The 17,900-nt window shown below is 39.0% G+C and carries 18 protein-coding genes; 14 read left to right on the top strand and 4 right to left on the bottom strand.

The genetic code is table 11. The features are described 5' to 3' along the window. Nucleotides 1-261: 261 nt before the first annotated feature. From K7A41_RS03055 to K7A41_RS03040, 4 genes are all read left to right on the top strand, one after another. Complete coding sequence (locus K7A41_RS03055; RefSeq protein ID WP_265712571.1) at nucleotides 262-783, top strand: hypothetical protein; 522 nt, start codon at nucleotides 262-264, stop codon at nucleotides 781-783. A gap of 159 nt (nucleotides 784-942) precedes the next feature. After that, the gene (locus K7A41_RS03050; protein WP_265712570.1) at nucleotides 943-1,425 is read left to right on the top strand and encodes a CPBP family intramembrane glutamic endopeptidase; all 483 of its coding nucleotides are present in this window, start codon (nucleotides 943-945) and stop codon (nucleotides 1,423-1,425) included. 20 nt (nucleotides 1,426-1,445) lie between these two features. Next, the gene (locus tag K7A41_RS03045) at nucleotides 1,446-1,730 is read left to right on the top strand and encodes a hypothetical protein (RefSeq protein ID WP_265712569.1); all 285 of its coding nucleotides are present in this window, start codon (nucleotides 1,446-1,448) and stop codon (nucleotides 1,728-1,730) included. Nucleotides 1,731-2,018: 288 nt separating this feature from the next. Continuing rightward, complete coding sequence (locus K7A41_RS03040) at nucleotides 2,019-3,257, top strand: hypothetical protein (protein ID WP_265712568.1); 1,239 nt, start codon at nucleotides 2,019-2,021, stop codon at nucleotides 3,255-3,257. Between the two features lie 36 nt (nucleotides 3,258-3,293). On the opposite strand, the gene K7A41_RS03035 is transcribed toward K7A41_RS03040, so the two are convergent. Then, entirely contained in the window at nucleotides 3,294-4,151 is an 858-nt protein-coding gene (locus K7A41_RS03035; RefSeq protein WP_265712567.1) for a helix-turn-helix domain-containing protein, read from the bottom strand. Nucleotides 4,152-4,241: 90 nt separating this feature from the next. After that, a complete protein-coding gene (locus K7A41_RS03030; protein ID WP_265712566.1) occupies nucleotides 4,242-5,147 on the bottom strand; it encodes an alpha/beta fold hydrolase in 906 nt (301 codons plus the stop codon). A 417-nt stretch (nucleotides 5,148-5,564) separates the two neighbouring features. Here K7A41_RS03030 and K7A41_RS03025 point away from each other — a divergent pair, with 417 nt between their 5' ends. Beyond that, nucleotides 5,565-6,437, top strand: a complete 873-nt coding sequence (locus K7A41_RS03025) for a helix-turn-helix domain-containing protein (protein ID WP_265712565.1) — start codon at nucleotides 5,565-5,567, stop codon at nucleotides 6,435-6,437. 62 nt (nucleotides 6,438-6,499) lie between these two features. Next, the gene (locus tag K7A41_RS03020; RefSeq protein WP_265712564.1) at nucleotides 6,500-7,051 is read left to right on the top strand and encodes a cysteine hydrolase family protein; all 552 of its coding nucleotides are present in this window, start codon (nucleotides 6,500-6,502) and stop codon (nucleotides 7,049-7,051) included. Between the two features lie 62 nt (nucleotides 7,052-7,113). Here K7A41_RS03020 and K7A41_RS03015 read toward each other — a convergent pair whose 3' ends face one another. Further along, complete coding sequence (locus K7A41_RS03015) at nucleotides 7,114-7,536, bottom strand: hypothetical protein (RefSeq protein ID WP_265712563.1); 423 nt, start codon at nucleotides 7,534-7,536, stop codon at nucleotides 7,114-7,116. Nucleotides 7,537-7,705: 169 nt separating this feature from the next. Between K7A41_RS03015 and K7A41_RS03010 the strand changes: the two genes are divergently transcribed. The 7 genes from K7A41_RS03010 (at nucleotide 7,706) to K7A41_RS02980 (ending at nucleotide 14,554) form a co-directional block, all read left to right on the top strand. Beyond that, entirely contained in the window at nucleotides 7,706-8,143 is a 438-nt protein-coding gene (locus K7A41_RS03010; protein WP_265712562.1) for a nuclear transport factor 2 family protein, read from the top strand. A gap of 551 nt (nucleotides 8,144-8,694) precedes the next feature. Beyond that, nucleotides 8,695-9,681 (top strand): aldo/keto reductase, encoded by a 987-nt coding sequence (locus K7A41_RS03005; RefSeq protein ID WP_265712561.1) that lies wholly within the window; start codon nucleotides 8,695-8,697, stop codon nucleotides 9,679-9,681. Nucleotides 9,682-9,773: 92 nt separating this feature from the next. Beyond that, entirely contained in the window at nucleotides 9,774-10,694 is a 921-nt protein-coding gene (locus K7A41_RS03000; RefSeq protein WP_265712560.1) for a helix-turn-helix domain-containing protein, read from the top strand. Between the two features lie 813 nt (nucleotides 10,695-11,507). Then, nucleotides 11,508-12,260, top strand: a complete 753-nt coding sequence (locus tag K7A41_RS02995) for a helix-turn-helix domain-containing protein (protein WP_265712559.1) — start codon at nucleotides 11,508-11,510, stop codon at nucleotides 12,258-12,260. A 163-nt stretch (nucleotides 12,261-12,423) separates the two neighbouring features. Next, on the top strand, nucleotides 12,424-13,440 hold the full coding sequence (locus K7A41_RS02990; protein ID WP_265712558.1) for an alpha/beta fold hydrolase: 1,017 nt from the start codon (nucleotides 12,424-12,426) through the stop codon (nucleotides 13,438-13,440). A 74-nt stretch (nucleotides 13,441-13,514) separates the two neighbouring features. After that, nucleotides 13,515-13,928 carry a hypothetical protein gene (locus tag K7A41_RS02985; protein WP_265712557.1) on the top strand — a complete coding sequence of 138 codons (414 nt, stop codon included), beginning with the start codon at nucleotides 13,515-13,517 and terminating at the stop codon, nucleotides 13,926-13,928. Nucleotides 13,929-14,116: 188 nt separating this feature from the next. Continuing rightward, a complete protein-coding gene (locus tag K7A41_RS02980) occupies nucleotides 14,117-14,554 on the top strand; it encodes a nuclear transport factor 2 family protein (RefSeq protein WP_265712556.1) in 438 nt (145 codons plus the stop codon). A 62-nt stretch (nucleotides 14,555-14,616) separates the two neighbouring features. On the opposite strand, the gene K7A41_RS02975 is transcribed toward K7A41_RS02980, so the two are convergent. After that, nucleotides 14,617-15,543, bottom strand: coding sequence for a hypothetical protein (locus tag K7A41_RS02975; protein ID WP_265712555.1), 927 nt, complete (start codon nucleotides 15,541-15,543; stop codon nucleotides 14,617-14,619). A 674-nt stretch (nucleotides 15,544-16,217) separates the two neighbouring features. Between K7A41_RS02975 and K7A41_RS02970 the strand changes: the two genes are divergently transcribed. Continuing rightward, a complete protein-coding gene (locus tag K7A41_RS02970; protein WP_265712554.1) occupies nucleotides 16,218-17,900 on the top strand; it encodes a tetratricopeptide repeat-containing sensor histidine kinase in 1,683 nt (560 codons plus the stop codon).

The raw sequence follows: 17,900 nt of genomic DNA, 5'->3' as shown, positions 1-17,900 counted from the left end.
GCACTTAATCATCCATACCACCTATCATCGGGGACAGATCGTAACCATCGGGCACCATGTAGGTGTTATAAAAGCTCCAATGATGGACTATAATTTCTGGAACGTGATGCGGCAGCAAGCTAAATAGTAGTATTTTCATTTTCTCACACATCCTTGCAGTTCAGTTGTCTTGAGAGATGGGATAGACAGTAGATTTCAACGTAATGAGAATTCAAATGCGCTCTATAGGAGAGCTGGGCGCACACTTAATCCATTTACGTCATGGTAAGAACAATTTATTATTATATTTTTTTCTTTTTAATAGTTTCATGTTCTGTTCGTCGGCAACTTCCGACATTGCAGCTGAAAGAAAATGTTAGTGAAAGACTTTTGTTGAATGGATATTATTATACTAAGTTTAATCGCGTTTTATTTGATGTTATCTTCTTGTATAAAAATGGAATAGTCTATAAAGGCGGGAATCCGGATATCAAAGACGGTTTTAAGAATATTGAGGAAACTTTTTCGAAAAGTTATATTAATGACAAAAAGACGGGATATATCTGGGGATTATATATTGTTGACGGAAATAATATCACGATAGAACGATACTTAACCCCAATCTATGCTGAAAAATATCAAACCTATGTTGATAAAGGCCATATAATAAACGAAAAACAGTTTATCATAACCTCACGAAAATACATCAAGACTGGAAAGCTGGAAGCAAGACGAGATACGTTTAATTTTAGGCCGTTGTCTACAAAGCCCGATAGTACAAATAATTTTATTCATAGAAACTAACTTTACGTGAGAACCTAAGTTAACAACCTAGGTCCTCTATAATTTTAATTTATTGAAACAGAAAATAGAACTTTTGATACTTGGTTTTTTACAATCAAGTATTATTTTGATCTTGTTTTTTTACTCGTTGGATCGGAGATAACTTCAAATAGAGTTACTTTGCTGGAACAGCTTAATATCTTTCTAATATGCTTATGTACAGCTTTGTTTGAGGAAATCGTATTTAGGTATTATTTGATAAACGGTTTACTCAGATTTTTTAACAAGAAAAATTCAATGATGATTTCCTCCTTGTTATTTGCGGCATGTCATTTAGCAAACTCTCATGTTACTTTCATGGCGTTTGTTTCCCATTTTTTAGGGGGTATCATTTATGCCAATGCTTATATGCGTTTAAAATCTATATATTATGCTGTGGGGTTACATTTCGGATGGAATTATCTTCAATGGCAATTTTCGCGTCCAATGAGCGGAACCCTAAAAGACGGTTTGTATAGCCTTATTTTACCAGCCAATGATTATTGGTTTGGAGGTAGTTATGGAATAGAAGGCGGAGTGGCAAGCCTTCTCCTTAGATTTATCTTATTTAGTATCGTTTTGTTTACCGTATATAAATATAAAGGAAATCCATTAATGAAATGAAGGCGAGGTAAGAATCATTAATGAGCACCTCAAAAGGTATTCAAAGAAAGGAACTTGAAGAAGGTTCAGTTATCCGGAATTTCCGGATAACTGCATCTGATGGTAAACATTACAACGCGCAACACGATAACCTTTCGGCCATTGTCGCTTTCGGATATACGGTCAATCTGAGTGTTCGGTACTCTGAGAAGAAGTGGTATGTCGGAAATACCGACATACCACTTGGCACGGCGCAATTGAGGATAAATGCATATTACCCGCAGACGATTCATTGTACGTTCAATTGTAACAGGATAGTTATTTGATGAATTAAATATTTTATTTATCTTAAAGCTATCAATCAACGGTCAAATTAAGATTTGAGATTGACGTATAACCAAATTTAGCCAGTCATAATCTTTTAGCTAACAGTTTTCAAACCCGTTATCGATATGAACCATATGCCAACAGATCAACATTCAATCTTACAAGTTTTTCTTAGTGATAAGCCAGAGTTACCAACGCTTGTGTGGATTCTAATCATATTTTATGCTGTTAGCAGATTCATTGATCGTCGCCGCTCAAAATCCTTTTGAAAAAGTGAGGAAGCAAATATGAAAAAGAAAAAGAAAACCAAAGCTCCAGTTAATACTGCCAAAGAGACACGAGAAAGATATCATGCTTTTACAAAGTCGATGAAGCTACTTTTCGAAAAGATGGTTGGTCCAGGTTACTTTGAGATGCTTTCCCCTAAACTATTGGCACAGTTTTATAAAAACCGTTATCCGGCGCCAAAGATCATCGTTGATGAAGGCGTTTTCCCCGATACTCAGAGCAGGGAAAACTATCGGGCAAGTATCACGGGCTTTATGAAAAAATGCATGTTGACCTTGCCAACGGGTGAAGAAATATCCTTTCCAACTTTCTTTACGGATTTAGCGCTAATTGTTCATTTCGTCGAGCTCGTTTCTATCCATTGTATTGAAGAACATGTCAAGATGAGGGCTGCTTTTGCACCCTATTTCATCTCTGGCGATTGGCTTTTACCAACGAAGCATCAGGCTTTTTGTACATTGAGCTTTACGAATGAGCAGTTTTACGATCCTGTTAAAGGTACCTTGCAGTTTGATGTATCCGATCTCGCTCTGACGAAGCCCGGGGGGCGAAATCAGATCCGTTTGCGCCGGCTGAAAAACAAATTAGATAAGCAGGAGATCGATGGCATCACACGACCAATTGTGGCGATCGGCGACGCTTCGGTTTTCGTAGGGGACTGGACACAATGGATACAATTCGATCCCGCGCGGTTCAGTATCACACATATTTCCGATGCAGAAGCCAAACCCCTATACATACAGCACCATGCGCTCAATCGTTTTGAGGAGCGTACCTATAGTCCCAAAGGTTACGTGCAGGTTTATCTTGCTAAGACCTTTATTTACAATACGCCGGAGGTAATTGTATATCGTGGACAGGTGCTCATCGCCTGTTATTGTGCCAGACACAAGATTGGCTATTTTCTCGTGAGCTATCATGGTGATAAATGGGTGATACGTACCTTTCTTTTTCTGACGAATGAAGGTACTCCCGAAGGTACAAAGCTCAAAGAGCTAGTAGGGTTGGAAAAAGAAGACGCTAAATATCTAATGATAGACCGAGTCACCGCATTTTTAGATTATGATATTGAGCATGATCAGCGACTTCGAGAACTGTTTGAAACTGCCGGCTGCGGTTCCCTTTTCGGATATATCAAGCTTTTTGTACGCCCAGAAGACAGTGTCAAAAATAGCGCATCAATCGCTAATTACCTTTTTGGTAAAATGGACTATTTCGAAGAATTTATACAGATATGAGAGGTGATCCAAGGGGGCTTTCTGAACGGCTGAAAGTTAATTAATGGCAAGAAATTTTGCCCTGAATGCTGATGGCGTTTCACCCGATTTCTGCATAAATAGCCTGCTGAAGTAAGCCGGGTCTTCATATCCCAGTTCATATGCAACTTCTTTTGCAGTCAGATTGGTGTGTACCAGCAGCCGTTTTGCTTCTAACAAAATCCTGTTTTTAATCACATCATTAGGCTGTGGCAGATTGAGCCTTTTAAACTTATGGCTAATCGTTTTTGGAGCCATAAAAAGCAGTTCGGCATAATCGGCGACATGGTGCTTTTCCTTATAATGTTCGTCAACCAATAACGTAAACTTCCTGAAAAACTCCAGATCGCTGTTTTGTTCGGTAAGTTCTTTACCCAGGTTTTGTATTTTCCACAAACGTACGGATTTAATGAACAATTGTTTGAGATAGGTACGAAGCATCTCTTCCAGTGAGGTATCGTTTAAACCGAACTCATCCGTCATTTGTCTGAAAATATAGTCAAAGAAAGGAATTTCGCTATTGTCCAATTCCACTATTGGCATATTGTAGATATTGCTGAATAGCAATCCGTTACAGGCCACTTCCTCATCATGTATCTGAATACAGTAAAAATCGCGGTTGTAAAAAATGAAGTGCCCCTCTTCTTTTCCCAGCTTCTTTATATGAAGATGCTGATTGGGACTTACAAAAAATAGGGATGGCTGTTTTACGCAATATTCAGCGAGATCAACCTGTAATTCAGCTCCCTTTGAAAGAAGCAATACTTTTATGTATTGCTTGTAATCCGCGCTATTAATGGAATCCACATTTCCTTCATATAACGATATAAGTCCTATGGTTTTCAGGTTGCTCCGAAATACTTTTTCACTTGCCATATTGGTAAACTGGTGGGGTTAAAAATACAAATCTTAGTTTAAATACAAACAGGAGAACACAATATTCATGCTCCCCTGTTTTGCAATTCATCATGATTTTGCAAATTTCTCCAGCTCGGTATTGAATTTTTCCAGTTCTTCTACAAACAAGGCATGACCACTGTTTTCAAACCGGATAAGCGTTGCATTTTTTATACCTTTTTGTAATTGTTCGGCCCAAATAAGTGGGCAATTTTTGTCATATACTCCCTGAAATATGGTAACAGGAATATTGATTTTTGAAAGCTGTGGGCGTAGGTCCAAATCTCTGAGTGCGGTGATCGATTCTGTAATGGCATAAGGAGAGGCCTGCAAGTTGATACTTTCCAACCATTTTTCTACGTTTTTAGAGATATTGCCTTCTTTCGCCGGGAAGCCTGCACCAAAACTTGCTATCAGATCCTGCCTTTGTATTTTGGTAGCGTTTATCAATTCTTCAACAACCGCATCTGGCAATCCGTCAGGAAAACCTTCACGTTGTTTCCACGACGGTGCGGCTGCCCCAAACAATGCCAGCTTACTTACATGGGCGGAGTTATATTTTGTTACATAATGCAGCACGACTGCACCGCCAAGAGAAAACCCTCCAAGTGTAGCATTTTTTATGTCCAGTTTTTCCAGAATCACTTTTATATCATCAGAAAAAACATTAAAGTCATACCTTCCGTAAGGTTTATCTGATTTTCCAAAACCACGAAGTGTAATTCCAATCACTCTGAAGCCTTTGCGGGATAGATATTGGTATTGGTATTCGTACATTTCATCGCTTAATGGCCATCCGTGAATCAGTACGATAGGTTTTCCTTCGCCAAGGTCGGTTACGTGGAGTTTTACTCCCTTTTCTACTTCGATGTATTCTGCTCTTCCTGCGGAAGCTGGTACTCTTTTCCCTTGTGCAAAAATAGAAGTGCTCAATAAAGTCATGACTAAACTGATTGTTGCAATAATTGTTTTCATTTTTTTGATGTTTAAATTGTTTTAAAGTACTGATACAAAGGTAGAGTCAGGTTCATTCGAAAAGAATGGATAATGGTGGATATGTATTGTACTTTTTTCCCTAATAAGGGATTTAAGGGCAATAGCGGCGAATGGAGATGTTTGGCAAATAACCATTTCTGACTTACCGAGACAGGATTAATCTGCTTATTGACCGTGGGCTCTGAAAATGTGCCAGTTATTTGGATGAAGCACAAATGAATATTAATAAGTAATGACAAATTAAGCGCAGCCCAAAATCACGTCGCTGCCAATGACCTATTGAAGTGTACCATTTTGATAATTTGGATATAAATAAAGTACCTTTGTACTGATAAAAACGTAGAATTGAAATCGCGTGATTTCGGTTTTATCTTTAATAATAAAGGAGAGAAATAGTTGAAAACAATAAAATTTAACAAGACAGAATGTGGCGTGGATTTTCTGCTCAACGTACTCCCTTCTGATGAAGTCGCTGAAGCATATATTGGTCAGAAATTGTTTAACACAGATTATTTTGAAATCATTTTTATCAAGAAAGGCAGCGGTCAGCTTACACTTAACTACCAAAAAATAAATATAGAGGACAACAGTATTATTTTTATTTCCCCTTTTCAAAAACGTCAATGGGGTGTTAATGAAGATAATCTGGAATTTACGTCCTTGGTTTTTCAAGAAGATTTTCTAAATGAATTTTTCTCTGATAAACTATTTACCTACCGTTTATCGTATTTCTATCAGTTGGAGTTTCCATTAAATATGCAGGTTGAGAAAGAAAACATGGATATGTACTGTGTTTTGTTATCAGAGATTAAAGAAGAATTACGGAAAACCAGAATAGACAGTGTGCATATCATCCGTTCCCTGATCTATTACCTTTTACAGAAATTGAACAGAGTGTATGCCGAAAAGAATCAATTATCATTAAAAAATCAAGACACCAATTATGCGTTTCAATTCAAAAAACTCATAGAAACAAATATCGAACATAAACAGCGAATCAGCGATTATACAGATCTAATGGGTATCAGTCGTATTACCCTAAACAAATCGGTAAAAGAACAGTTCAATTTGACAGCAACGGATTTGTTAAAACAAAGATTGCTAATAGAAATCAAAGATTATCTCATTCATTCTGAGTTGACTATTTCTGAAATAGCTTATAAACTCAATATTTCAGAACCCAACCATTTAATGCGTTTTTTTAAGAAGCAAACCGGGATGACAACCAGCGAATTTTTAGCCAATTATCAAAATGGTATCATTTCGTAATGGTTTGGTATGATCTGTCATGACGGTGTTTGCTAATTTTGTTATTCAAAAAAGAAATGAATATGAGCAAACAGGCGTTAATTGTCATCGACATCCAGAATGAATATTTTGAAAACGGAGCACTTCCATTGGTAAACCCTGAAACTGCGAGTCTGAATGCTCGCAAGGTTCTGGACCATTTCAGAGCAAACAATTTACCTATTGCACACATCCAACATGTATCGGCTAATCCAGAAGTTATGCCAATTTTTGTTGATGGAACACCTGGTGTGGAAATCCACGAAAATGTGAAACCACTTGCTGGAGAAAAAGTTTTTCAAAAGTATTATCCGAATAGCTTTAGAGAAACTGGACTTTTGGACTATTTAAAGGAAAATGACGTAACCGAAGTGGTTATTACTGGAATGATGACCCATATGTGCGTGGACGCTACAACACGTGCTGCATTTGACTTCGGCTACAAGTGTACCGTTCTCGGCGACACTTGTGCGTCACGAGACTTGGAAATTAATGGTAAAACGGTAAAAGCGGAGGGTGTGCACCACGGATTTTTAGCAGCATTAGCGTTTTTCTATGCGGAGATAAAAAGTACCGACGATTATCTGTCTGCATAATCGTTAACGTCCGTCTTTTTCGTAGAATTTAAATTTTCTGTTCAACAGTATTCATAAAAACATTACTCCTCATGCTTAATCTTTTTTCGAGAAGCCATTCCATAGCCGATGAGGCCCAATATCATCGAAAATGCGATCTGTAAAATGATGATAAACAGCCATCCAATGATACCGTATTGGTATAGTTCTTTCTCAAATCCGTTGAAATTGGCCTCTAGGCATAATGACAGGAGCAGGCCGATTATACTATCATATAGTCCTAACCTGATAATCGACCACAGCGTTATTTTGAGGTTCTGTTTCAATCCAATTAAAAAGGCCAGACCGATATAAATAATTATTGACACGATGGAAAACCAAGCATAATCAATTTTGAACCATCTGGATAAAAGTGAGCCAACGATGGCTAATAATGTGACAGCGAATATCCCCTGTTCTAAGAGTTGTTTATAAGATTTTTTTATAGGTGTTAACTGGCTTTCCATTAGTATTAATAAATAGTAAGACAAAGATAATAAATTCACCTCCCCATTTCCTCTGTTTACCGAGTTTTCCCGTCCGTTGGTCTAAAGCTCATAGGCTGTGGTCATATTGTGCCGTAGTTTTGAGTCAACAAATAAGAACAACAGAACTAACACAAAAAATAAAGACATTATGACAACTCTAGTAAAAACATTCGCAGCAGCAGCCTTAATCGCAGTATCCACATTCACTATGGCCGCTGAAGGACCCGGTTCAAAATCAGCAAAAGCAAACGTCAATCTGTCCACAGCAGATTTCGCCCTTGACCGCTATGTTGCGGTCACCACCGAAGGCGAGTCGGCAGGCGTGGAGCAGCTGTTTGCTGTAGATTTCAGCCAGAAGGCTAATGCAGCTACCAATGGACGTAGCGCCGTTGTTAACTTCTTTAAAAAGCAAAAAGGAGAGAAGCTGGACTGTAAAGTGACCACCGATATCATCGAAGAGTCGGCTGATTATATGGTGGCCAAAGTAACGTTGAAATTTGAAAATTTCACCAAGACCGACCTGGTGACCTTGGTGCGCGAAGGTGACAACTGGAAGGTGTCCAAATCAATCCACTCCTATAAATAACTGAGCGTTTAGTCAGATATATATGGTGTAGAGCCACATCGGGAGATGTGGCTCTTATTGTTGAAAGATCTAAAGCGTCAGAGTAGATACGGGGATGATTCCCATGCTAATATCGTCATGCAGTAAAGCGTGGAAAACCACCTAGTGTCCAACTGGTTTTGCTTATGGTATATTTTCTGTTCTCGAAACTACTTCACCTACGCAAAGTGTAAAATGTATTCGGATTGTCTTCGGACCTGCTTCGGAATGCTCGCGGTCTTGGCTAATGTTTATGAAGGTATTGACCAGCCTTTAGGCAGATAATTCCTGCTTGGAGTCTGGCCGATGTCTGGCTATAGTTTGGCTTCTATCTGCTGATCATCCGAACATAGACCGGATTTAATACGAATATAATATATCAATGGCAACCACCGGCAGCTTGTCGGACTCCATAATTATGCTAACCGATCCAATCCCGTCATACACCTTCAATTCAGCTACACATATCCGTAATTCGGATCATCGGCTTGATTCCATGGTTTCTACCTTTGAAGTATAAAAATTTATACGTTATGCAAACAAAAAAATTAGGCAGTCTAGGACTTGAAATACCTTTAGTAGGACTAGGCTGTATGGGTATGACAAGCTTTGAAGGAGCCGATGTGTACGGAAAAGCAGATGAAAAAGAATCCATTGCAACAATCCATCGTTCGCTCGAATTGGGTGGAAATTTTCTCGACACGGCCGATCTGTACGGCCCACATTTTAATGAACAACTGGTCGCAAAAGCTATTTCCGGAAACCGAGATCGATACATCATTGCCACAAAATTCGGGTATGAGATAGATGATAATGGGCGGATGACCTGGAAATTAAATGCCAGTCCGGACTACATTAGAAAATCCATTGAGCGTTCGCTCAAAAATCTGAATACAGATGTTATTGATTTGTATTACCTGCACCGTCCAGACCCGAAGGTGCCGATCGAAGAAACAATTGGTGCAATGGCAGAATTGGTGCAAGCAGGAAAAATCAAATACATCGGTGTCTCTGAGATCGATGCACATTTGATCAGACGTGCACATGCTGTGGCTCCCATCACGGCAGTTCAAAATGAAGTTTCGCTATTCAGTCGTGATGTGGAAACCAATGGCGTATTGGACACAGTTAACGAATTAGGCATTGGGTTAGTAGCCTATTCACCTTTAGGCAGAGGTTTTTTAACGGGTGAATTGAAATCGCCGGAGGATATGGCAGCAGATGATTTCCGTAGACACATACCGCGTTTTCAAGGACAACAATTTTACAAAAACATTGAATTAGTAAAAGAATTGGAAAAAATGGCAGGTGAAAAAGGATACAGTACTTCACAGTTAGCGATTGCCTGGCTCATTCAAAAAGGCATTACGCCTATTCCCGGAACCAAAAGAGTGAAATATGTAGAGCAGAATATAGAGGCTACAAACATTCGACTTACGGAAGCTGAATTGCAAAAAATTGAAGAAATACTTCCTGCTCATGCAGACACAGGTAATCGTTCGTTTGATTTTCCTGAGTAAATAAACAGGTTGCAAAAGAGCTTCTTCATTAGCGGGAAGCTCTTTTGTTATATAATCACTAAATTTATATAGTTATATTATATCGTAAAATAATGGCTCAATCCAACGAAATACATATACATATCGATTCAGTAGCGTCCTATCACGAGATGATGGGCATTGAAAAACCGATGCATCCTTTATTTAGTATCATCGATTTTTCGAAAATTACGTATTCCCATCCAAAAGAAACATGCTACATCCATTCCAATTTGTACAACATCAGCGTCAAATCAGGTGCAGATTGTATTTTACAATATGGTCCGCATCACTTTGATTTTACGCAGGGAGCAATGTCCTTTTTCAAACCCGGACAAACTATCAAGGTAGATCCTAATGCTGCTATAGTGAAAGATGGTTTTACCATCAATTTTCATCCCGATTTTCTGCGTACTTTTCCTTTGGACAAAAAGATACAACGCTATGATTTTTTTGAATACAAAGTCAATGAAGCCCTGTTTCTCTCAGACGAAGAAAAAGCCCAGTGCCACGCTATTGCCAAAGGTATTGAAACCGAATACAAGAGTAAAATAGACAGTTATAGTCAGGAAGCCATCGTGAGTTTTCTGGATCTGTTGCTGGTTTACGGAAAACGTTTTTACGACCGGCAATTCATTACCCGAAAAACACATCAGCGACCTATTGTGGCTCAATTTGAAGAATTATTGGATGCATACTTTCATGAGGAGCTTCATTTGCAAAAGGGTCTGCCCAACGTGAAATATTTTGCGGAGGCTGTGCATATGTCACCCAATTATTTAAGTGATCTTTTGAGAACATCGACAGGTAAAAGTGCCCAGAGCCATATCCAAAGTAAGCTGATCGAGGTTGCTAAAACCATGCTCAGCTCCACAGTACTTTCCGTTTCCGAAATCGCCTACCAGTTAGGATTTGAACAGGCGCAATCGTTCAATAGATTATTCAAATCCAAAACCAATCAAACTCCTCTGGAATTTAGGGCAAGCTTTAATTAAGAATCGATTTATTTTGTATTTATAGCCTAATACCTATAAGAAACCTGAATGAAAGAGGTCGGTAATCGCTCATAAGTCCATCGACCAAGTGTCATTGGGCAACATGGGCTTGACCAGCGACTGTTTTACTCTTTGCGGCAACCGCCGCTTTGGCTTCCTTCTGATGTTCAATCCGATAAGCTGTATAATTGCCCACTTTTGACGAGGTAAAAAAGGACTTGGAACTATTGTTTAATAAAGTCTTTGATATGATATAATGGTATTTAATGAAACTCAAGAGGGGAAATTCATTTATGCAAGATTACAAGTCAGAAAGTCAGTAAATTTTTCATTTTTTTTTACTTTTTTTGTTAAACTAGACATGCTTTTTTAGGGCATACTTTAATTATCTGATACTACATGGAATCAATTATAGCAACGCTACTATTATTTATACCATTGGAGATACCTTACTTGTCCGGCGTTGTTATAGGGACCTTTTTGTCTTTTGTTTTGTTTACTAAAACAGATAAAAAAGTGACGGACTATATGCTTGCATGCTGGCTCGCAGTATCGACAATAATGCTGCTATCGATTTACCTACTTAAATCGGGGCTCTATCTCCAACACCCAGTACTATCAATCCAGGGATTATGGATGCCATTAGCGCAGGGACCGTTCCTCTACCTCTATATAAAATATCAGACACGCCCAATTCCCTTTAAAAAAATAGATCTATTACACTTTTTACCATTTATTTTGGGCTATTTGCTTTTCGCCCAATTTTATTGGCTTTCATTTGAAGATAAAGTGAATGTGCTTAAAAATGGTTCCATGGGATTCGAAACAGAAAATAGATGGCGGATTGTTTTAATATATCTTTCCGGTGTTATCTATATTCCTCTTTCTTTCTACAAGCTATTGTTGTTTAGGAAAAATCTTAAATACCGATTTTCAAATATTGAAAAAGTAAATTTTCTATGGCTGCTTTATTTGGTCGCGGGTATGGCGGCAATCTGGCTAATTGTCCTCATCTTCCATAAAGATCATCTTGTTTTTTCTGCTTCGGTAATCTATATATGGTGGATGGGATATTTTGGCATCAAACAAGTAAATGTGTTTAGTCAGAAGCACATTGAGGATGCGAACCTTGCTAATTATACCGAGATCGTTAATAGAGAAGACCAATCGCCGCAGAACAGTTCATATCCGCCCAAATATGCAAAATCACTACTGGAACCAGATGCTGCGAATCGGTTATACGTAAAACTACAAATTGTACTAGAACAGCAAAAGCCATATCTAAACCCAGAATTGACCCTTAACGACCTCGCAGGGATGGTTGATACGCATCCCAATTTGCTGTCACAGGTGATCAATTCCGTGATCGAAAAAAATTTTTACGAACTGATAAACGAACTGCGTGTGAAAGAATTTTTACAACGGATGACATTACCTGCCAATAAAAAATATACACTGCTAACAATTGCGTATGACTGTGGGTTCAACTCAAAAGCTTCTTTTAACCGGAATTTTAAAAAGTACACAGGCAAGTCTCCTCAGCAATATCTCAAGACAGATTTGTAAAGGTCTCAATCTTCAAATAGAGGTCTCATTTTTCATAATGATCTGTAAAATAGGTTAATATCGTTTGATCCAAAGAGGTGTCAACCTGTCGGATGAGCCTTTATGAGCTTAGATATCGCATACTTTTGTATATGCATTAAGCTAAGCAATATAAAGGTGCAATATGAAAATGTTCAATCGGATAAAAAAAATAGTCGTTATCATTATTTCTTTCATCGCTTTAGTACTGCTGGCAGGTTTCATATTTGAAAGCTGGTCTCGTGCAAAAGCTGAAAAGATTATTCCCAATGGTCACTTCGTCGAACTGGACCGCTACCGACTTCATTACCTGAAAAAGGGAACAGGCGGACCAACAATTGTCTTTGAATCGGCATTATGCCCCGAAGGTCATCTTCAATGGTATTCTATTCAACAGGAACTAAGTTTGCATACTACAACCGTTTCTTATGACAGGGCTGGTATACTTTGGAGTGAAAGAGGGGAAAATTCAAAAACCGGAGAACAAATGGCCGAGGAATTATACTTGCTGTTGGAAAAATCCAATGCACCGAAACCTTACATCCTCGTTGGCCATTCTATGGGAGGTATACTGGTCCGAATTTTCGTTGATAGATATCGGCAGGATGTAGCTGGAGCTGTATTGGTCGATAGCCAGCATCCGGACAATAAAAAATACCTTTCGCCGGGACTTTATAAATTGGTGAACAAGGGGTTACCCGCCGAATTTTTGAAGTTTGCGAATGCATTTGGTTTGGCAAGACTGATGTTCAAGGATATGTTTCCTCCTTCGAAGCAATATCAATATCAAAACTCTTTAATGCCTGCATTATTATACAAAAGCGCTGCTGCAGTTCTTGAAGAACAAGAGCAGATGGCCGTTATAAAGAGTGATGCCGCAAAAATAATATCCTTTGGCAATATTCCTCTTTACGTTATCAGTGCGACGGATACTTCCCGTTTTGATACATTGTTTAAGGAAAAAAGACTACGGGCCGAAATGGTAACAGCATGGGATAACATGCAGAAAAATCTTCTGTCTCTTTCTACGAACAGTAAACATCTTAGGGTCGCAGGTAGTGGCCACTACATCACCTTGGACCAACCGCAGGTTATTGTCGGTGCAATAAAAGAACTGATTCTTCAATTCCGCGATCCATCTCTCGTAAAAGATGACCGATAGATCGGAAAGTTAATGACCTGTTTCGATTTGATATCAATACGATTTTGATTTTTTTAACTTTTAAATGTATAATCATGAAAACAAAATGTATCCTATTTTCTGGCTTGATTGCAACAATGATCTTTGGCTCGGTATCCTGCGGCAAAGACGATGGACCTGATGAAGGCTCAGACAAGGGCTATCCAAAAAATGTAACTATTGAATACAAGTTTACTGTAGCTTCGGGTACGCCGAACAAAGTGGAACTATCTTACACGAATGAAAGTGGCGGAAGGGAAAATGTGAAAGATGTCATACTACCATATTCGAAAAAAATAAGTCGTACTGTAAATCCGTATGATGATGCATATGCTCATTTTTCGGCATTTGGACCAGGGGGAATAAAGGCGGAGGTTTACATAGACAACAAATTGATAGGCTCTAAAACTGCGTCCTCAAATTCTGCGACGGCAAGTTTTAATGATGCAGTTAGTTACATATGGCGGTAGTTTGCAGACGTATCCCTGAAAAGTGCTCAGCTTTTCAGGGATACGTCTCGAATTTCACCTCCCCATTCCCTCCATTCACCGAGTTTTCCCGTCCGTTAGTCTAAAGCCCATAGGCTGTGGACGTATGGTGTCGTAGTTTTGAGTCAACAAATAAGAACAACAGAACTAACACAAAAAATAAAGACATTATGAAAACTCTAGTAAAAACATTCGTAGCAGCAGCCTTAATCGCAGTATCCACATTCACTATGGCCGCTGAAGGACCAGGTTCAAAATCCGCAAAAGCAAACGTTAACCTTTCTACCGCAGACTTCGCCCTTGACCACTATGTTGCGGTCACTACCGAGGGAGAATCGGCAGGCGTGGAGCAGCTGTTTGCTGAAGATTTCAGCCAGAAGGCTAATGCCGGTACCAATGGACGTAGTGCGGTTGTCAAATTCTTTAAAAAGCAAAAAGGAGAGAAGCTGAACTGCAAAGTGGCCACCGATATCATCGAAGAGTCGGCTGATTATATGGTCGCTAAAGTAACGTTGAAATTTGAAAATTTCACCAAGACCGACCTGGTGACTTTGGTGCGCGAAGGCGATAGCTGGAAAGTGTCCAAGTCAATTCATTCCTATAAATAACGGAGCGTTTAGTCAGATATATATGGTGTAGAGCCACATCGCGAGATGTGGCTTTTTTGTGTTTATCGACTTTTCTCTTTTGATCTATGTATTATGCCGAATTGAATATCTTGATTGCTGTCCGGTTTTATATTGACATAAGTATCCCAGATATGTTTTGTCACGGCTTTCAATGATTTATGCTGCATGACAGGGTGGCGTCCAGGGCCTGTAAAAAATTCAACTTCATTGTCGATTTTAGAATACCAGATATTTCCAATGTCTTTTATTCCCAGCGTATCAGGCTTCGTAATTTTACGGAAATGTTCTAGTTTATCCCGATTTAATCCAATAACGGGATAAGGTTGAGTTTTATCTTGACAATCAACCTGGACATAGTTTTCGCCATTCCAGCACATGCATTCTTCCGGGAACGCTAAAATATACCATGTTATCAATAAAATGATAGTAAGTACACCAATCCCGCCAAACAGTAGTTCTCGTTTTTTCTTTTTTGGCAAAGAAGCGTTTTGTGGATTATTAATAGAAATATTCAGAGCAGATGCTGGAGAAGTAGTTTCCTCCCGCACTTCTGCAGTGTCATTTTCCTCTAGGATCACCACTTCTTCACCTTCGCTTTTAGCCCGACGGTTTTCACGCCATTGTTCGAATGGCCTTGGCTGATAATCAATAAATATAGCTAACAGTGCAATAATATTGTCCGTTGGTTTGTTAGTTTTTTCGCGAATAAAATCCTGTATGGGTCGGAATTTATCTGCAGTAGCCTTTTTTATGGCTGTTTTAATGCTTTCCACGTTGCCTTCACAATTAAATATCTTAGCTAAAACAGGCATATCATTCTTAAGCTCCCCGTTTTCTAAACGTAATAAGCACTCCTTCATCAGATCAGCTCTTGTGGCTCGCTGAAGATGTATAAGTGTTTCCTGGCCTTTCTTCTCATGAAAAGCTCTCAGTACTTCTTCATTATATAGGTCAATTTCAAACATCATTACAAAATTAAAACAGTCCGCATTCCGGAAAATACGGGAAACCGTACCGATGCACAGGGTTAAAAGAGAACGGAAATTCATCGGAGATCAAGGGTGGATGACGGCACATTACGGTAGTCCTGGGTTAAGCTGGGAAATGACGGAAATCCATGATAAAAAGGCTTTTAACGGCTATAACTTTGTTCTCGAAGTCAGATGATCATATCGATTAAAACATAAGACTAAGATACTAATCTGATTTCACAATGAGAAGATCTCGCGGTAGTCTTTAGCCGGTTTGGGAAGCAGCTTCTGCCTCCCGCGATTGACACTCCTACTTCCCAAAAAATTCAGAAGGCCTTCTGAAATCAATGCAGTAACCCCATGCGCGGTGCATGGGCCTGCCAAGGTTTTATTCTAATTTTTTGAATTATGTGGAGTTTAATATTATATTTTTTGTTTGGAATCGGTCAACCATCAAACTCACAGCCAAGTGCTGGTACACCGACAATGCAAACTACAGATGCAGACGGTGAAGACCCTGATAATGGAGGCGAGAACGGTACTGTGAGACCGCCAAAAAACTAAAAGTTTAATAAATATTATAAGGGCAGCCAATGGCTGCCTTTTTTGTTTAAAATGTAATTGTTGCTTCGTCCTGCGATTTTTTATATTTTAGGATAAAATAACCTGATGTGAAGTATTTACTGATCTTATTAACATTTTCGCTTTTTGGCTGTCAGAATGATAACAAAAAGGAACAAGGGAAAAATGTCAATCATTATTTTGAGGCGGCTTATGAATATTTGTCTTTGGGAAAGTCAGACTCATCCTATTTTTTATTTGAGAAAGCCAAAGCCCAGTTTTTAGACGATGGTGACAGTCTAGGTGTTGCTAAATGTTTGGTAAACATGGCTATTACCCAAAGGGAACAAGGTGACCTTTATGGTGCGCAGGAGACCTCCTTGGAAGCTTTAAATTATTTGGATACCACGCAAAAGTCGCATCGTATTTATGTAAGCTCTAACTATAACAACCTAGCATCAGCTACCCACAGCTTACAAGACTATGCTAAAGCTATAGAGCTATATCATCTTGCAATAGCATTTTCAGATGACTCTTTAAATTCGAATATATATCGTAACAATTTGGCTCTAAGTTATATGCATCTTCAAGATTACGATTCTGCTGTGGCAATACTAGAAAATGTCTTGAAAGGTGTGAGGGGCAATCCAAAACAATACGCTAGGGTACTCTCTAATATAGCTTTTTTAAAATGGAAGCGAGATTTGAATTATAATCCAGTTCCCGATCTTTCACAAGCTTATGAGATCCGAAAAAAGGAAAAAGATAAATGGGGGCAGAACGCCAGTTTAGCGCATCTAGCGGATTATTATGAAAAGACAAAACCTGATTCTGCATTATATTACGCTCGCCAGCAATACTCTATAGCGAAAAAGATTAAAAGTGCCAATGATATGATGAAAGGGCTGGCACGCCTGATTAAAGTAGGTCCCAGAGATTCAATAGTTTCTTACTTCAATCAATATCGGCATATCAGTGACAGCACCGAACAAGCACGTGCCGCAGCCAAAAATCAGTTTGCCCTCATCCGTTACGAAGTTGAAAAAAACAAAGCCGACAATCTGCGTTTAGAAAAAGAAAATGCCGAAAAGCAAAACCGTCTCGTCAGGCAGCGTGCTATCACCGGCGCAAGTATCTTTCTGCTTCTACTGGCTACCGGCGGCGGTACCCTCTGGTACAAACGGCGCAAGCAACGCCTCGAGCTGGAAGCGCAGAACCGGATCAAAGAAACTCAGCTCAACCTTTCCAAAAAAGTGCATGATGTTGTTGCTAATGATATTTATCGTGTTATGACTGAAGTTGAATATAAAGACGATCTTGACCGCGAAGGGCTGCTTGATAAGTTGGAAGTAATATACAATCAGTCTAGAGATATTTCACATAATGTGGAGCAGCAACCTACAATGGTGATCCCCTATAATGAGCAAGTTTCGACTTTACTCAGGTCATTTGCTACAGATCATCTCCATGTGTCAATCGCAGGTAATGATGCCAAAAAATGGGAAGATATCAACAACCGGATCAAGAACGAGGTCAAGTATGTACTTCAGGAGTTGATGGTGAACATGAAGAAACATAGTCATGCCAAACAGGTCGTTGTGCGATTTGAAAAATCAGACCAACAACTCAAAATATTTTATAAAGATAACGGGGTAGGAATCCCCAAAGAAATATCTAAGGGAAAGGGGCTTACAAATACGGTTTCCCGTATAGAAATCCTTGGCGGTGAAATTAACTTTGTAAGTGAACCGGGAAAAGGGCTGAGCATTACCGCCAATATCCCATTAATATAA

Source organism: Sphingobacterium sp. InxBP1, assembly GCF_026191775.1.
GTDB classification, from domain to species: domain Bacteria; phylum Bacteroidota; class Bacteroidia; order Sphingobacteriales; family Sphingobacteriaceae; genus Sphingobacterium; species Sphingobacterium thalpophilum.
Note: the sequence above shows the minus strand (reverse complement) of the source record. Positions and strands in the feature narration are given on the sequence as shown.

What these genes read in the sequence shown, in the direction of transcription:
- K7A41_RS03010 (WP_265712562.1), top strand. Translation starts at nt 7,706, where the DNA reads ATGACAACTCTAGTAAAAACATTCGCAGCAGCAGCCTTAATCGCAGTA.
- K7A41_RS03040 (WP_265712568.1), top strand. Translation starts at nt 2,019, where the DNA reads ATGAAAAAGAAAAAGAAAACCAAAGCTCCAGTTAATACTGCCAAAGAG.
- K7A41_RS03000 (WP_265712560.1), top strand. Translation starts at nt 9,774, where the DNA reads ATGGCTCAATCCAACGAAATACATATACATATCGATTCAGTAGCGTCC.
- K7A41_RS03045 (WP_265712569.1), top strand. Translation starts at nt 1,446, where the DNA reads ATGAGCACCTCAAAAGGTATTCAAAGAAAGGAACTTGAAGAAGGTTCA.
- K7A41_RS03015 (WP_265712563.1), bottom strand. Translation starts at nt 7,536, where the DNA reads ATGGAAAGCCAGTTAACACCTATAAAAAAATCTTATAAACAACTCTTA.
- K7A41_RS02995 (WP_265712559.1), top strand. Translation starts at nt 11,508, where the DNA reads ATGGGATTCGAAACAGAAAATAGATGGCGGATTGTTTTAATATATCTT.
- K7A41_RS02985 (WP_265712557.1), top strand. Translation starts at nt 13,515, where the DNA reads ATGAAAACAAAATGTATCCTATTTTCTGGCTTGATTGCAACAATGATC.
- K7A41_RS02980 (WP_265712556.1), top strand. Translation starts at nt 14,117, where the DNA reads ATGAAAACTCTAGTAAAAACATTCGTAGCAGCAGCCTTAATCGCAGTA.
- K7A41_RS02975 (WP_265712555.1), bottom strand. Translation starts at nt 15,543, where the DNA reads ATGATGTTTGAAATTGACCTATATAATGAAGAAGTACTGAGAGCTTTT.
- K7A41_RS03035 (WP_265712567.1), bottom strand. Translation starts at nt 4,151, where the DNA reads ATGGCAAGTGAAAAAGTATTTCGGAGCAACCTGAAAACCATAGGACTT.
- K7A41_RS03005 (WP_265712561.1), top strand. Translation starts at nt 8,695, where the DNA reads ATGCAAACAAAAAAATTAGGCAGTCTAGGACTTGAAATACCTTTAGTA.
- K7A41_RS03055 (WP_265712571.1), top strand. Translation starts at nt 262, where the DNA reads ATGGTAAGAACAATTTATTATTATATTTTTTTCTTTTTAATAGTTTCA.
- K7A41_RS03030 (WP_265712566.1), bottom strand. Translation starts at nt 5,147, where the DNA reads ATGAAAACAATTATTGCAACAATCAGTTTAGTCATGACTTTATTGAGC.
- K7A41_RS03020 (WP_265712564.1), top strand. Translation starts at nt 6,500, where the DNA reads ATGAGCAAACAGGCGTTAATTGTCATCGACATCCAGAATGAATATTTT.
- K7A41_RS02990 (WP_265712558.1), top strand. Translation starts at nt 12,424, where the DNA reads ATGAAAATGTTCAATCGGATAAAAAAAATAGTCGTTATCATTATTTCT.